At 45.0% G+C, this 16,222-nt stretch carries 13 protein-coding genes; 6 read left to right on the forward strand and 7 right to left on the reverse strand.

Annotation, left to right across the window (positions count from 1 at the left end; translation table 11 throughout):
- Positions 1-178 precede the first annotated feature (178 nt).
- Positions 179-619: an NUDIX hydrolase gene (locus tag F6K38_RS05580; RefSeq protein ID WP_287356247.1), complete on the reverse strand. Its 441-nt coding sequence runs from the start codon at positions 617-619 to the stop codon at positions 179-181.
- Positions 609-1,061 carry a hypothetical protein gene (locus F6K38_RS05585; protein ID WP_287356249.1) on the reverse strand — a complete coding sequence of 151 codons (453 nt, stop codon included), beginning with the start codon at positions 1,059-1,061 and terminating at the stop codon, positions 609-611. Before F6K38_RS05585 ends, F6K38_RS05580 begins: the two co-directional genes overlap by 11 nt.
- Positions 1,062-1,251: 190 nt before the next feature.
- Between F6K38_RS05585 and folD the strand changes: the two genes are divergently transcribed.
- The 3 genes from folD to F6K38_RS05600 all read left to right on the forward strand — a co-directional run bounded on the left by folD (position 1,252) and on the right by F6K38_RS05600 (position 4,094).
- Positions 1,252-2,115, forward strand: a complete 864-nt coding sequence (gene folD / locus F6K38_RS05590) for a bifunctional methylenetetrahydrofolate dehydrogenase/methenyltetrahydrofolate cyclohydrolase FolD (protein WP_008179967.1) — start codon at positions 1,252-1,254, stop codon at positions 2,113-2,115.
- 371 nt (positions 2,116-2,486) lie between these two features.
- On the forward strand, positions 2,487-3,416 hold the full coding sequence (gene crtE, locus F6K38_RS05595; RefSeq protein ID WP_008179964.1) for a geranylgeranyl diphosphate synthase CrtE: 930 nt from the start codon (positions 2,487-2,489) through the stop codon (positions 3,414-3,416).
- A 222-nt stretch (positions 3,417-3,638) separates the two neighbouring features.
- On the forward strand, positions 3,639-4,094 hold the full coding sequence (locus F6K38_RS05600; RefSeq protein ID WP_008179962.1) for a divergent PAP2 family protein: 456 nt from the start codon (positions 3,639-3,641) through the stop codon (positions 4,092-4,094).
- Between the two features lie 59 nt (positions 4,095-4,153).
- Here F6K38_RS05600 and F6K38_RS05605 read toward each other — a convergent pair whose 3' ends face one another.
- The 5 genes from F6K38_RS05605 to F6K38_RS05625 form a co-directional block, all read right to left on the reverse strand.
- Positions 4,154-4,801, reverse strand: a complete 648-nt coding sequence (locus F6K38_RS05605; protein WP_008179960.1) for a hypothetical protein — start codon at positions 4,799-4,801, stop codon at positions 4,154-4,156.
- Positions 4,802-4,855: 54 nt separating this feature from the next.
- On the reverse strand, positions 4,856-5,179 hold the full coding sequence (locus F6K38_RS05610) for an MgPME-cyclase complex family protein (RefSeq protein ID WP_008179959.1): 324 nt from the start codon (positions 5,177-5,179) through the stop codon (positions 4,856-4,858).
- Between the two features lie 22 nt (positions 5,180-5,201).
- A complete protein-coding gene (locus tag F6K38_RS05615) occupies positions 5,202-5,924 on the reverse strand; it encodes a pyridoxine 5'-phosphate synthase (protein ID WP_008179955.1) in 723 nt (240 codons plus the stop codon).
- A 241-nt stretch (positions 5,925-6,165) separates the two neighbouring features.
- The gene (locus tag F6K38_RS05620; RefSeq protein WP_131827221.1) at positions 6,166-7,077 is read right to left on the reverse strand and encodes an acyl-CoA desaturase; all 912 of its coding nucleotides are present in this window, start codon (positions 7,075-7,077) and stop codon (positions 6,166-6,168) included.
- 227 nt (positions 7,078-7,304) lie between these two features.
- Positions 7,305-7,532: a DUF167 domain-containing protein gene (locus F6K38_RS05625; protein WP_008179952.1), complete on the reverse strand. Its 228-nt coding sequence runs from the start codon at positions 7,530-7,532 to the stop codon at positions 7,305-7,307.
- Positions 7,533-7,991: 459 nt separating this feature from the next.
- Between F6K38_RS05625 and F6K38_RS05630 the strand changes: the two genes are divergently transcribed.
- From F6K38_RS05630 to F6K38_RS05640, 3 genes are all read left to right on the forward strand, one after another.
- Positions 7,992-8,168, forward strand: coding sequence for a hypothetical protein (locus F6K38_RS05630; RefSeq protein ID WP_154659807.1), 177 nt, complete (start codon positions 7,992-7,994; stop codon positions 8,166-8,168).
- A gap of 49 nt (positions 8,169-8,217) precedes the next feature.
- Complete coding sequence (locus tag F6K38_RS05635) at positions 8,218-13,884, forward strand: two-partner secretion domain-containing protein (RefSeq protein ID WP_287356250.1); 5,667 nt, start codon at positions 8,218-8,220, stop codon at positions 13,882-13,884.
- Positions 13,885-14,027: 143 nt separating this feature from the next.
- A partial coding sequence (locus tag F6K38_RS05640) for a CHAT domain-containing protein (protein WP_287356252.1) occupies positions 14,028-16,222 on the forward strand: 2,195 nt, incomplete at its 3' end.

Here is a 16,222-nt window from a genome sequence, read left to right on the forward strand (position 1 = left end):
AACAAGTCCTCGTCTCGCTATCCATGCTAGAGACGAAACCTTAGGATAGTGGAGCCTTAATCAAAAAGTTTTAACCCTTTTATGCATAGCCGACTAACCATAAAGGCGACCCTATCCTTACGGTAACTTCAACACCCTGGAAGAGGGTGGGGAATTCCGCGAGTTTTGTTAAAGTAGCTTATACCAAGCTCGATCCCTTCTCCAGAAAATCCAGTATAATACGCTGATGAGCAGGACCAAGGGGTCGCACCTGACCAGCCTTGGCAGAATAAGACTCCCCCTGGCGAATCTGCTCAGGAGTCAACAACCCCATATCCCAGCCTTCCCCTAAGACCAATTGTGAGACTTCCACGGTCAGGGGTACTGCAAAAACATGACGTAACACATGGGGTTCAGGATAATGGCCAAACAAAGATGCTGAGGGTAGTGCATAGCTAATTTCTTCCAGCAATTCCCGCCTGAGAGCTTCGATCGGGGTTTCTCCGGGTTCTATGTGCCCCCCAAATAAACCCCACAAACCGGGGTAAAGAATACCAGGAATATTGTCCCGTAGCTGCATCAGAAACTGACCTTGCCGATAGAGAATAGCGATCGCTACTTGAACTTGCTTACTGCTCATCTGTGGGTCTTGGAAGTAAGGGGGACTTGGGTTGATAGACTTGCCGTTGTAGCTGCTCAAGCTCTTGAACAAAGAATTCACCCAAATCTTGTCCAGCAATGGGAATGCTTTGAAATTGAGCCTTACCGTGGATCAAGACTTGATCACCGATATTGGGCAAAGTTCCCTGAGAGACTACCCAAATGGTACTAGTTGCATCTTTGAGTTCATAAGCATTCGCATCTAAAAGTGGTGCTTGATTAGTAACTTTACCCCGAAGGTAGACTGTATCGATAGTATTCTGATTTTGTGGTATTTCACCGATTTTTGTGACCTTTACACCAGGGTAGCTAATATTAAGCTGATGAATGCCATTATGGGCTAAGGGACTACAGCCAACAGTCCCGGCTCCTACAAGTAAAACCCAAAACGGTAAAAGAGTTGACCAATACTTAGTTGGCATATTGAAATCCTATGATGTTTTCAGTTGTCAGTTGCCAATGAACTCTGTTTGGAGGAGTGAAAAAGGAAGTAGGTTGAAACTTGAATGTTCGTTCCCCAGCCTAAGGTAAGTCGCTCCATGCATCTACAATGTTCTAACCCAAGTAGGCAGCATCTGTACACCCGTCTACACTGTTTAACCCAATTGACCAATGACGAACATACTCGATGGTAAGACCATAGCTAAAAAAATTCAGACCCAGCTGCAAGAACAGACACAGAAGCTGATGTTGAAACATGGACGACCTCCTGGATTAGCAGTGTTGATGGTAGGTGACAACCCTGCTAGCGCTGCCTATGTTCGTAATAAGGAACGTGCCTGTGCTAAGGTGGGCATTGCTTCATTTGGTCGTCATTTTCCCAGTAACACCTCCCAAACAGAACTCGAGGAAACCATTAACTCGCTCAATCAAGATCAGCGTGTAGATGGAATTCTGCTCCAGCTGCCCTTACCCGACCACCTAGATGCTGTTTCATTACTGCACCAAATCCATCCGGATAAAGATGCTGATGGATTACACCCTGTTAATCTAGGTCGTCTGCTGCGGGGAGACCCTGGTTTACGTAGCTGTACACCAGCAGGGATAATGCGCCTGTTGCAAGAGTACCAGATTAATTTGTCTGGTCAAAAGACAGTAGTGGTAGGACGTAGTATTTTAGTAGGTAAACCCCTAGCACTGATGCTACTAGAAGCCAACGCTACAGTAACAATTGCTCATTCGCGCACCCAAGATCTGGGGGAGCTGACACGTCGCGCTGATATTTTGGTAGCAGCTGTGGGACGACCTCAACTGATTACCAGTGACATGGTAAAACCAGGTGCTGTCGTAATTGATGTTGGTATCAATCGCGTTAGTGATCAACAAGAAAAATCTCGTCTTCTGGGAGATGTCCACTTTGACTCTGTTCAGGAAATAGCCCGATATATTACCCCTGTCCCTGGTGGCGTCGGACCGATGACAGTGGCTATGCTACTAAATAATACGATCCTTAGTTATACAAAGAGGTATTCTTGAACAGTTTTGCTCTCGTGAAGATTGACAACAATCAATCAAACCGTTGTTTATGATTAAAATAATTTCATGTCACAGCAGGCATGGTCAACAAAAGAACTAATTAAGAAGACTGAAAGCTATAAAATATAAAACTATTATAAATCTGTGTTGTAAGTTTTACGAACATATTAAATGTTGGGTTTGAGAGGGTTAGACTCTAGTTTAGCGCTACTGATAAATTTCATAAATTTCAAAACTCGACAATCCTAATTAGCATCAGTAAAGAGTTTTGTTCATCAAACGAGAAGTAGGAGAATTAGACAAGGTAGTTTCAAGAAGACCCCCAGCCCCGTAAAATTGTTAGAGGAATCAGATAATCAAGGAATCAAGGCATGGTAGCGACGGAGGGGCGACCTACCCCCAAGAGGGAATCCCCAAGTTTAGACTTACTAACTTACTTAAAAGAGCGAAAGGCTCTAATTGAGTCAGCTTTAGACCAGGCTCTGCCCCGAATGGAGCCGGACAAAATTTACGAGGCAATGCGCTATTCTCTGTTGGCTGGAGGTAAACGCTTGCGCCCGATTCTGTGCCTAGCTACCTGTGAGCTGATGGGTGGCACGGTGGAGATGGCAATGCCAACCTCCTGCGCTCTGGAAATGATCCATACCATGTCATTGATTCATGATGACCTACCAGCAATGGACAATGACGATTACCGTCGGGGTAAACTAACTAACCACAAAGTATTTGGTGAGGACATTGCCATCCTCGCAGGTGATGGTTTATTAGCTTATGCATTTGAATATGCGGCGGCTCAAACTAAAAATGTACCAGCTCCCCAAGTTTTGCAGGTAGTTGCTTGGTTGGCTAAAGCAGTCGGAGCATCGGGATTGGTTGGGGGTCAAGTGCTTGATCTCGAATCAGAAGGTAAGTCGGATATTAAAGAAGAAACCCTCTCCTTTATCCATACTCATAAAACTGGTGCTTTGCTAGAAGCCTGTGTAGTTTGTGGTGGAATATTGGCAGGGGCAACGGCAGCTAACTTACAAAGGCTATCCAAATATGCCCAAAATATTGGTTTAGCATTTCAAATTGTCGATGACATCCTAGATATAACTGCTACCCAGGAGGAACTAGGTAAAACAGCAGGTAAGGATATTAAAGCACAAAAGGCTACTTATCCTAGCCTATGGGGGCTAGAGGCATCAAAAGCCAAAGCCCAGGAGCTGGTGAATGAGGCAAAAGCTCAAATTGAATCCTTTGGGGAAAAGGCTCAACCCCTGATTGCGATCGCTGACTTTATTGTGAATCGCACTCATTAAGGTACTTGGTATTGGGGTAAGGCCAACGAAAGTTAAAGGATGAAGTCTTTAATCCTAGCCTACAGGAACACCAAAAACAAATATACTTCATCCTTAATTATACCCTAGAAGGGACGCTATCGGGGGAACATACTTCATAACTTCATACTTGATCCTTCATCCTTAATCGTTTCCCCAATGCTGAGTTACCGATGACCAATGACCAATTTAAAGTAAATAATTATGCAGGACTTTAGCGACATCCTAAACAACCAGGTGTTGCTGGTTGCGCTCATCGCTTGTCTGGTGGCTCAACTATTTAAATTTTTGGTTGATCTAACCAAAAATCGCAAACTTAATCTTCGGATACTGGTGACTGCTGGTGGAATGCCTAGTTCTCACTCAGCATTCGTCACTGCCTTAGCATTTGGTGTAGGACAAACGGTGGGATGGGCTTCTCCAGAATTTGCGATCGCTTTAGTGTTTGCCATCATAGTCATGTATGATGCTGCTGGTGTCAGGCAAGCTGCCGGTAAGCAAGCTCGAATTCTCAACCAAATTATCGATCAGTTTTTTAGCGAAGACAAAGAGTTGAAAGAAGACCGCCTTAAGGAATTATTAGGTCATACACCCTTTCAGGTGCTTGTTGGTTTGGTGTTAGGTATCGCTATTTCTTGTATAGCAGCAACGGCTTATTAATCATGTTAATTAGTAATTTTAATTAGTAATTTGCCATTAACTAGTTCAAGCGGAACTAGTTAAAAGCGAACCACCTTACGTTTTAGTAGGGTAACTCGGCGACTATCAACAACCATTGCCCAAAACCCCCCTGCGCTCAGTCGCCTTAAGATTGAGTTAGCTTGGGTTTCACTAGTTGTGTGTACTGTCAGTAAGTAAGGTCGCTGAGCATAAGAAACCAAGCCAACATTGACGCCCAGTAGTTGCTCTAGTCGGGATGCCACTTCTGGTTGATTGAAGTAGTCCACCAGAACTGCATAACCATCACCCAATCCCTGAGGAGTATAACCTTGTATAGTAGCAGTCTGTATAGTATTAGGCTGGCTTGACGGTGGAGATTGAACTACAAAAGCTGAGTATCCAACTACCTGATCCAGATAGCGTGCCCAATCTTTAGCATCGTTAATCCCTCTGAAACCCCCAACGCGAGTTACTATGTCTTCCAAATATTGACAAAAATTAGTTTTTGCAGTGTTGGGTAAAATTCGTTGAATTTGTTCGTGATTTTTCCTAGTTCGGCTAAGCACTAACAAAATGTACTCACCGTTTTGTGGTGGTTGGCATTGAGGAGTTATTGGTTGAGCATAAACCGAATCAAAGACACCAGCTAAAGCAGCCAGTGCTATCGATAAAATTTGTAAAATAAACTGTATTGTTTCCCTGGTCATAGATGATTAGAAAGTAGACCCATAGCCACTGTCTTGGAAGCAAAAAACTAACCATCAAACTGATGCCAGAGACGCTAGAGGGTCAGGTATACTATCTGATGGTGCCTGAAATTCACCAGTTTTGACAAATTCTAGGCGCAGCTTTAACCAGGTGATGAACTTAGGATTAGTAGAAATTATCGCCGTTGCTGGTTGCGGACATTCCTGCTTGACCTGGGACATTTGGGAACTTTCCAAGAATGCTGGCTGGTTGACTAACCAAAAGTCTATTTCTTTTTCCTGTTCATGGTAGTGCCTGGTACGTTCCCGAAGTACTTCCTCCAATGGTTCTTCTTCAAGGAATTGTTGACTGGCTAAAACGTAGTAGTAAGTTTGCATAGTTTCAGTTACTGAGGAAAGCTCAAAATTTACCTTGCATCGCTTGTTTCATTTCTCTGACCGCCCGTTCTATACCCACCAGAGATGCCCGAGCAATGATGCTATGACCAATATTGAGTTCTTCCATACCTTCGATACAAGCAACCGGGTAAACATTCCAGTAGGTAAGACCATGACCAGCATTGACTCGTAAGCCAGCAGCAATCGCTTGTTGGCATCCGGAGGCCAAAACTTTTAATTCTTTAGCCTGACTGACTTCATCAGTAGCTTCTGCATAACTCCCCGTGTGGAGCTCAATAAATTTAGCTTTTGTTTTAGCAGAAGCATCGATTTGGGCGGGATCAGCGTCTATAAATAAGCTAACGGGAATGCCAGTGTTCTGTAACTGGGCTACAACCTCAGTAAGGCGAGGCATTTGCCCTGCTACATCTAGCCCTCCCTCGGTAGTCACTTCTTCTCGTTTTTCTGGTACGAGGGTAACGTAATCGGGTTTGACATCTAGAGCGATCGCTACCATTTCATCGGTAGGTGCCATTTCCAAATTCAGATGAGTTCGCACCGTTTGTCTTAACAGAGCAATGTCCCTATTTTGAATGTGACGTCGATCCTCTCTTAGATGTGCGGTGATGCCATCCGCACCAGCAAGCTCTGCCAACACCGCTGCTGCCACTGGGTCAGGTTCTACAGTGCGCCGTGCCTGACGAATTGTGGCAATATGGTCGATATTTACGCCCAGTGTTAGCACGAATGTTTTTCTCCTGGATTTGACATCCTAGCCACGACCATAGCGCAGCTTGGTCTTGAATTCCAAGGCTTTAAAACCTTAGCTTTGAGCAACATAGCCTTTTCTAGTTTAACAGGGGGAGGGAACATCTAGAGAGATTATCTATCAAGTGTCTACAAGACAGTACCCCGTGAATTAGAAAGCCCCTCGCGAGGGGCGTGCGCAGCGAAAGGTAGTTCACCTGAAATTCTTAATCCTGGGATTAGATGTTTCTAGGTTGCAGTTGGTCTGAGGATGGTAATTTGACATTCCAGGCCAGTCCTAAGCGCTGAAGCAGCAGGATGAAGAACCAACCCAGGTCAAGTTGCCACCAATAATGTCCAAATCTTGCTGAGTTGGGAAAAGCATGGTGATTATTGTGCCACCCTTCACCAAGGGTCAAGATGGCGACGATAGGATTGTTCTTGCTCATATCAGAGGTAGTAAACAGCTCGTTTCCCCACAGGTGGCAAACTGAGTTGACACAAAAGGTGATTTGACGAACCAGAAAAATCCGAAATGCTCCGCCCCAGATTAAACCACCTAAGACTCCTGAGACAGAACCAGTCAAGACTCCACCCAGGAAACCAGGAATTAACAGGGACAGCAATACCCAAAAGACGTAGAGGTTGTCTATTCTTCGGATCAGCTTGTCCTTGATTAGGTCAGGAGCATACTTATAGGGAGGCTGCCAATCCACATTCACAATCCAAGCAATATGGGAATGCCAAAACCCTTGGATAAATCCCCAAAATCCTCCCTGGTGAAGATGGGGTGAGTGAGTGTCTCCGTCTTGGTCAGAGTAAATATGATGGCAGCGATGATGGTGAACCCAGCTAGTGACTGGTCCTTGAGCTGCCATACATCCAGCAATGGCTAAGAATGCCCTTATAAAGGGTCCAGTATGAAAGGCACGATGGCTAAAAAGCCTGTGATACCCGACGGTAATCCCGATGAAATTCAGGATGTACATCCCGAGAAAAAGACCAATATCGAGAGGCTGGACGTTCAGTTTCTCAAGGAACATAACTACTATCGCAGCGATTACTCCCACAGGGGACATGGCGATAACGATAGTAACTACAGTTTTCTGAAGTGTGCTGACTTGTGGGGCAGTAGATGAAGAGATTGACACTTGTGTTGTTTCGATAAGATACTAATACACCAAAACTAAGCATATCCGATTGCTTGTCAGTCTGGCTCTGTTTGGACTCTAGCTCCGTGCTTAGCACGAAGGCTATCAACTGGGATTTTTGGATTTTGGATGGTTGTATTTTCGGCTAAATCCTCCAATTCCAGGGATTTAAGTTACATTTGGGCTAATCCTGACGGTATTGGTCATGGGTGACCTATTGCAGCTAGCTAGGCATTGGTGTTGATTTCAATCAATTTATTCCTTGAGGATAAACCTGACTTAATTTGGATACGAGACTTTGGTACTTTAAACCTTTGAGCCAGCAACTCAATTAACTCCTGATTGGCCTTGCCATCTACAGGTGGTGACTTCAAATGCACCTTGAGTGTCCCATCGTCTGAGTCTTCTATCTTTTGATGTTTAGAATTGGGTTTAACTTGAACTCGCCTCTTCATCAATGAAAGTTTCGTCAAAATCTTCTGGCTTCTGGGTATCGGAAGTTTTAATGTAGTCACCGTTTACCAGATTAGCATACTGATCCGGATCGGCTCTGGTAAGTGTAAAGACTTCTGTTGCGATCGCAACATAACCCTAATTCGAGCCAAACCATTGGAGTCAAACGACTGCGCCAATCGCGGTAAATTTCTTGACTCATCTTGCCCCTAAAAACTTGAGGTTCTTCAGTACCTACTATGCTAAATTTATAGTTTACCCCCCCCGAAAAGCTTACTGTGTAAGGGTTATGAGGCTATTTAACCATAAATTTTTCCAATATAGCTGCCTCTTCCTCCTGCTCCGAAGTCCCTGCTCCGAACGCGCCCCGCGTGGCCTACGGCCTCAGTCCCTTTGGCAAAGTGTTAATTTAGCATAACAAGTACGGAAGAGCCAAACTTGACGCNATCAAATCCCGATAATTGCCCAAACTTACGATATCCAGACAAAATCTTTCTCCCCCGACTCCCGACTCCCTCGGTGCGCTTACAGTCGTCGAATTAAATTCGCCACGGGTCGCACCGCTCCCGACTCCCGACTCCCGATTCCCGACTCCCGACTCCCGATTCCCGACTCCCGAAATTAAAAAGTACCAATAACTGGTATAATGATCCCGAAGCTATTTCAAGCAATAACTTGAAACTGAATATGGGTGCAGCAAAACCAGTGATCACCCTCACCGCAGGTTGGGCCAGGGCAATGGCGATTGCCCTGGGTGGGGTGACCTTAACCATGTCGGGAAACTATGCCTTAGCCGATATTGTTCCAGATGGAACCTTGGGTTCAGAAGGGTCTGTGGTTATACCTAATACCACTGTCCGAGGGGAAATCGGGGATGTGATCGAAGGTGGCGCTAAACGTGGTTCTAACCTATTCCACAGTTTTAAAGAATTTAATGTCGGGGAACTACAACGGGTTTATTTTGCTAATCCTTCTGGAATCGAGAATATTCTAAGCCGGGTAACTGGAAGTAATATCTCCAATATTCTAGGCACCTTGGGAGTAGATGGGTCAGCGAATCTGTTTTTGCTCAATCCCAATGGCATTGTGTTTGGACACAATGCCAGATTAGATGTAGCTGGTTCCTTTTTCGCTTCTACTGCCAATAGCCTGGTCTTTGCTGATGGCCAGGAGTTTAGTGCCACATCCCCAGAAGCCCCGCCACTGTTAACAATTAATATAACCCCAGGATTGCAGTATGGCAAATATGACCCCAGGACAAGAATTCAAAATGCTGGGAATTTAGCAGTAGGACAAGATTTAACTCTAGCTGCTGGCAATCTGGATTTACAGGGTCAACTGGAGGCTGGTAGGGATTTGACTCTGTTTGGAGAAGATACGGTTAGCATCAGGGATAGTATAGCGCAACCCTTTATCGCCAATGCCGGAGGTTTACTGCTAATTCAGGGGAATCAGTCAATTAATATTGCTGCCCATAACCATACCGATAGTGGTTTATTCGCTGGTGCTGATTTACGGTTGCGTTCCCATAATCCTGTAGCCGGGGATGCTCACTATACCGCTGGCGGAAGTTTCAGTATTGAGCAGTTGGATGGGTTACCCGGAAATTTACTCAGTCCCCATGATCCCATTATTCTGGCCAATGGAGATGTCAGTTTAGGAAACTATACCGGAGCCTCACTACATATTTTGGCTGGAGGGAGTGTTACCGTTGGAGACCTGGAGATTAACTCTACCGATACCGCTGATAATGCCATTAGCCCTAATAATTCCAATCCGTTCTTGGCTAGTCTGGCTAATGTTACTTTGTCTGACCAAGCCGGAACCTCTATCGTAATTGATGGCAGTAGTCAACCTACCTTAGATATTCGTGCTGGCATAGATTGGTCATTACTCGGCGGTTTTCCAGGAAATAGCGATACTGGAAACTTAGGGTCTAACTTTGGGACTGCTGCTACTAGTGCAGATATTACGATTGGTGACATCTCGATTCAAGCACCAAATGGACTAGTATTCTTAACCAATCAGTATCAACCGAACGGATCTAATCCTAGTAACAAGCTGGAGATTGGCACACTCCGCACTGATGACGATTTCGGTGGGTTTGTCGGAAATAGTGGTGATGTGATTATCGATTATCGAGGCGGGATTGAAATAAGCGATCGCATTAATACCTCTAGCGCTACCGGTAATGCTGGTCAGATTAAATTAATTACGTTTGATGACATCACCCTTGACAATAGTGACATAATCACCAGTACCTCCAATGCTGGCCAAGCTGGAGATATTACCATTGAAACCGGTTCTTTCACCGCCCGCCGAGGAGCTAGGATCCGAACTAACAGCAACAGTCAAGCCGATGCCGGAGATATCACGATTACCGCCAGTGGGGCAGTTTCCATCGATGGCAGAAACGGCACTGAAGCCAATAACAACGGCACTGAACTAGTATCTCGTCTGGACAACGGAGGCATAGGCAAAAGTGGGGATATTACCATCAAAGGGGATTCTGTCTCAGTAACAGAAAGCGCTGTCCTTGATGCTAGCCTCCGGGGTGAAGGGAGCGCAGGTAATATCAACATCGAGGCTCGTCAAGTGATATTTGAAGGGGCACCGAGGGCAAAGAATAGCCGAGGCAATGAAAATGAAGCCTCCAGTGAAGCCAGAGTTAATGTTGAGCGTGGGGCAACCGGCCAGGGGGGTACGATAACTATTAAAACCGAATCCTTATCAATCCTTGATGGTGCTAGACTCAGTGCTGATCTCAACGGTAAAGGCACTGGGGGCAATATTGAAATCGAAGCTAGTGATAGCGTAACGGTGTCTGGAAGAACAGGAAATCGATTTAGTAGGATTAGGAGTAACGTCGGAGAATTCGTTAGGCAAGACGCGGTCGGGAACGGTGGTAACATCACCATTCGCACTGGCTCTCTCTCCCTGACCCAGAGCGGTCAAATCCAAGCCAACACCAATGGCACAGGTGATGCTGGCCAGATAACTATTGTTGCTGATGACACAGTTATCTTAGAAGGGCAAGCAACAAGGGGTAGGAATGCTGGCATTTTCAACAACATAGAAAGAAACGCTACCGGTAATAGTGGTGGTATTTCCATTACCACAGGCTCTTTGTTCATTAATCAGAATGGTTCCTTGGAGTCGAGGATCAGAGCACGGGATGAAGGAGAGAGAAATGGTGGTGATATAACAATTACTGCTAAAGATCAAGTTATCCTGGACAAGAACATTAACTCGATTCGGACCGAAGTGGAGGCTGACGCAATCGGCAACGCAGGAGATATATCGATTGATGCCAAATCAGTGACTATCAAAAATGGTGCTAGAGTCGTAGCTGACACCCTGGGAAAAGGAGATGCAGGCGAGATAACTATCAAAGCTCGCAATACAGTTACCATTGACGGGATAGCAAGTAATGGGAATATATCGAGCGGTTTGCGCTCTCGGGTCGGTCCGGATCGAGAGTCTAGCAACCAATCAAAAGCTGAAGGTGAGGGTGGTGCAATTACCATAGAGGGAAAGTCAGTTTTTGTGACCAATGGCGGTCAAGTAAGTACTGAAATCAATGACATAGGAAATGCTGGCAACATATCAATTATTGCTGAGGATCAAGTTATCTTTGATGGCGCTGCTAGGAATGAAGACGGGGATACATTTTCAAGTATTATCTTCAGTCGAGTTAGACCTGAAGCAGAGGGTGACGGTGGCAACGTATTTATTGAAGCTGGGTCAGTTTCCTTTACCAACGGTGCTGTGGTAATTTCCAACACCCGTGGCCAAGGAAAAGGGGGTGATGTGGAAATAATAGCTCGCGATCGCGTTTTAGTTGACGGATTCAGCGAGTTGATTGGAGCAAATACAAATAGTGGCATAGTTAGTGATGTTCTCTCGGATGGCAAGAAGGATGGTGGCCAGATCAAGATCACAGTTGAAGAAGGTTCCTTGGCGATTACTGGAGGTGCCAGGTTAGCATCTGGTACTGCAGGCGAGGGGAATGGTGGTGATGTGATCATTAAGGTTCGTGACCAGGTTTTAATAGACGGCGTGGGCATGAATGACAAACCTAGTCGGATATTGACTGGTGTAGGACCTAGGACAATAGAGGGCAACGGTGGTTCAATTATAATTGAATCTAACTCCATTGAAGTGACTGATGGTGCGAGGCTAGGTGCTGGCACCAGCGGCAATGGGAAAGGTGGAAATATAAACTTAACCGGTAGCAATACAGTAACTGTTGATAATGCAGTCATTCAGACCCGTGTAGAAGAGGGAGCTACTGGTAATGGAGGAGATATTAATATCACTACTTCCTCCCTATCTCTTATTAATGGTGGGCGGGTGGAAGCAGGAACCTTCGGTGTAAGTCAAGCAGCTCTAACTTCTGAGTCCTATCAGAATATTGTGCAACGAGATCAGCCAGTAGCCTACTGGCGTTTAGACGAAACTACTTCGATAACGGCTGTTGACAGTTCTGGCAATGGCTTCAATGGTACTTACAGGAATGGTGTAACTCAGGGAGTTCCAGGAATATCAGGCACAGCAGGAGAATTTGATGGCAACAATGATGCTGTGGATGTTGGTATTATTGCACCAGGGTCGGAATTAGATATCAGCAATAAAGCCTTCACCGTAGAAGCCTGGGTCAAGCCAGACGAACTAAAAGAGCAATCCTATGTTGGGATACATCCAAGCAATAACCGAAACGATGGTGACGGTGACAGTCTATATTTCCGAGTGACCAGTAACGGGTCTGTCCGTTTTGGTGACTTTCCCGATGACTTGGAAACACCAGGGAACATCATTGAACCAAATACTTGGTATCACATTGTAGCTACTTATGACCAAGACTCCAACACCAACACCATTTTTGTGGATGGTCGGGAAGTGATCAGTAACAACCAAGGTGCTTTTGAAAGTCAAAACCCCCGTGTCTTGATCGGGAATTGGACGAGGGGTAACGGAGGATTCAACCAACCCTTCAATGGTGTGATTGATGAAGTCGCAGTCTATGACGAAGCCTTATCCCGTGAAAGCATTACTAGTCACTTCTTACTGGGCCAACTAAATCTTGGTGTATCTCCGGAATCCTTACCTGATCGTGCAGCAGATGCTGGCACCATTACAGTCAATGCTACTGATCAGATTACTATATCTGGAGTTAGTCCCACTAATAGTGACCTTGCTAGTGGTTTAGTGTCTAGCAGCTCAGGCAATTTCAGTGGTGTAGCTGGTGAAATCAGCATCGAGACTGATTCCTTGAAAGTGGCGGATAGAGGAGAAATAAACGTAAGCAGTCAGACAGCTCAAGCTGGTACGATCACCATCAATACTAATTCCCTCAAGGTTGAGGATGGAGGGATAATCACCGTAAGCAGTCAGACAGGTCAAGCCGGTGATATCACCATCAATAGTGATTCCCTCAAGGTTGAAGATGAAGGGATAATAACCCTAACCAGTGAGACAGGTCAAGCCGGTGATATCACCATCAATAGTGATTCCCTCAAGGTTGAAGATGAAGGGATAATCACCGTAACCAGTAACAAAGGGGTAGCAGGCGATCTAAGAATTAATGCTAATTCCCTGTTGCTTAACAACGGAAAACTTTTCGCTGAAACTGCCAATAATAATAATCAAGTATCAGGAGGGAACATCACACTAAACGTATCAGACTTAATACAGCTCAAAAACGAAAGTCTGATCTCCGCACAGGCTTTAGAAGCTAACGGAGGTAACATCACGATTGATAATAATCCATTTCTGATTGCTTTTCCCCCAACTGGTGATAATGGTAGCGATATCATTGCTAATGCTCCAATGGGTCAAGGGGGTAATATCAGGATCAATGCCTTCAGCATTTTTGGTGATATTGAAGAGCGCAAAGCTATCCCAGGCAATGGCACCAATGATATAGATGCCTCTGGTCAGACAGACGGTGTGGTGACCATCAACACCATCGATGACTTCCTGGAGCGGGAGCCCAACAGCTTACCCACGGACCCAGCCCAGCCTCAATTTGACCAGCGTTGTCAACCGAGTAATAGCACTGGCAGTAGTCTGATCAATACTGGACGTGGCGGCATACCCCCTCGCCCAGGTCAAATCAGCAGCAATAGCAATTGGGAAGATATACGCCGTCCCACTCCCCGTGGACGGTATCGCTCCCGGACTGCATTGGTGAAGCCCCCCGTTCAGCCCCCCACTACCCCTAAGCCAAAACGAATTATAGAAGCTCAAGGCATCATGATTGATGCTAATGGCAATATCTTTCTGACCGCTTATCCCACTACCGTAACACCGGATGGATTTCGCCAGGTGCCTGGGTCTTGTTATTTGCGCTAGGGAGCAGGGAATAGGGATGCAGCGTGGAACAGGCATCTTGCCTGTTTCAAATGACAAAAATTTAGATATACCTCAGCCTTACTATGAAACGTCATACTCTATTCAAGAGATAATTTAATAGAAACCCTAGATTTAGCGTCCCTATGCTTCGCGCGACCCGAGTTGGCACCCAAGCCCTACTTTTTTTTCTCCTAAATTTAGTTCTCCCCATTGGCATCCTCCCGGTCTTATCCTATCCCAGCACTGTTAAGCCAATTCCTCAAGATTGGTCAGCGTCAGATTTAGTGGAACAAGGCAGAGCATTCTACACCAAAGGTCAGTTTAATCAAGCAGCAACCACTTGGGAACAAGCGGCACAAGCCTATGAATCCCAAGGGGATATACTACATCAGGCGATGGCATTGAGTTATCTGTCCTTGGCTTACCAGAAACTGCAACAGTGGTTTGATGCGGAAGATGTGATCGCATTTAGCCTCAGCCTGTTAGAGACAGGAGCAGATCTCAGCAATACCCCAGACTACCAGCAAATCCAAGCCCAAGCTCTCAACACCTTAGGTAGTTTAGAATTAGCCTTAGGACAACCAGACACTGCTCTAGAAGCCTGGCAATTGGCTACTGAGATTTATCAACAATTAAAGGATGACATTGGCATTACAGGTACCCTAATTAATCAAGCCCAAGCGATGGAAGCCTTAGGACTTTACCGTCGCACCTGTAAAACCTTATTACAAGCCTTAAAGCTGGACAATAATTGCGATTTGTCCAATCAAGAACGGTTTGAAACGGTGCTGCAAACCTTTCAACAAACCCCTGATCCCCAGATTAAAATCCTTGGCTTACGTAGCCTTGGGAATACTCTCCGTCTCCTCGGGGATTTGAACCACTCTCAGCAAGTGCTTAAGGCAAGTTTGAAAGTAGCTCAACCTCCTCTAGAAAAACGAGAGACATTACTGAGTTTGGGGGATACAGAACGTTCTTGGTACAACCACTATAAACAATTATACACCAGAACCAACTTGATAACTGAGCAAAAAAAAGTTAAACAACAGGTTATTGCTCAGGTTAATCATGCTATAAAATACTATCAAGAATCTCTTCAAGAGTCAAGCAAATTATCAGCTTCAACCAGCTTAGACATTGAACCAAAACTACAGCGATTAAGTCTACTCATTGATTACCACAATTGGTTAGAAAATTTAAATCATGAAGATAATAAGGATAATCAAAGCCCAAATATCAAAGACGTGAAATCTCAAATTAATGACCAAGTCAAGGAATTACTCAACAGCGAGATTACTAAATTACCAGCTAGTCGAACCGCAATCTATGCTCAAATCAATTTTGTGGAAAGCCTGATCAGCTATGATCTAAAATCGAACAACCATCAAGACAATCTTCAGCGGTCATCCTTTATCCTTCAGCCTTACGAAATTGCCCATACTTTAGTCAAAGCTCTCCAAGAGGCTCAACTTTTAGACGATAAACGAGCGGAATCCTATGCCCTCGGTACCCTGGGTCAGCTCTATGAACAAACTCAGCAATGGTATCAAGCTCAAGAATTTACCGAAAAAGCCCTCACCTTAGCTCAAGGTATTCAAGCCGATGACATTGCCTATCAATGGCAATGGCAGTTAGGACGAATTTATCAAGCTCTGGGAAAAACTGAAGAAGCAATCACTGCTTACGAAGCCACTGTCAAAACCCTAGATTCTATCCGCCAAGATTTACTGGCTCTCAGTTCAGATGTGCAGTTTTCCTTTCGGGAAAATGTTGAGCAAGTCTATCGAGAATTAGTCGATTTACTTTTGCAGGACGAGCAAACCGCTGAACCGATCGCAAATAAACGGATCCCAGATAACCGGATCCCAGATAACAAGCTCAAGCAAGCTACCGAAGCAATTGACTCTCTCCAGCTAGCCCAAATTGAGAATTTTCTGGGGTGTAACCTTTCTGACATTGTGGAATTGGCCGAGCAGGAAATCGATCCGAGTGCAGCATTAGTCTATCCGATTATTCTCGATGACCGGTTAGCGGTGATCGTGAAATTACCAAAATCAGGAGAATTTATTCACTATACCACTGCTTTACCTAAAGCTAAACTTGAGCAAACCTTAGAAAGTTTGCGTATACAGCTAGAAAAACGTTTTATTTCTAAAGACAGTCTAGCTTTATCCAAACAGGTTTATGACTGGTTAATTCGACCGGCGGAAGGGTTGCTCGAAGCCAATCAAGTTAAAACCTTAGTATTTGTTCTTGATGGTGGATTTCGCAATGTTCCCATGGCTACCCTTCATGATGGTGAACAGTATATAGTAGAAAAAGGCTATGCGATCGCACT

Origin of the sequence: Moorena sp. SIO3B2, assembly GCF_010692525.1 — a bacterium.
Lineage (GTDB): Bacteria > Cyanobacteriota > Cyanobacteriia > Cyanobacteriales > Coleofasciculaceae > Moorena > Moorena producens.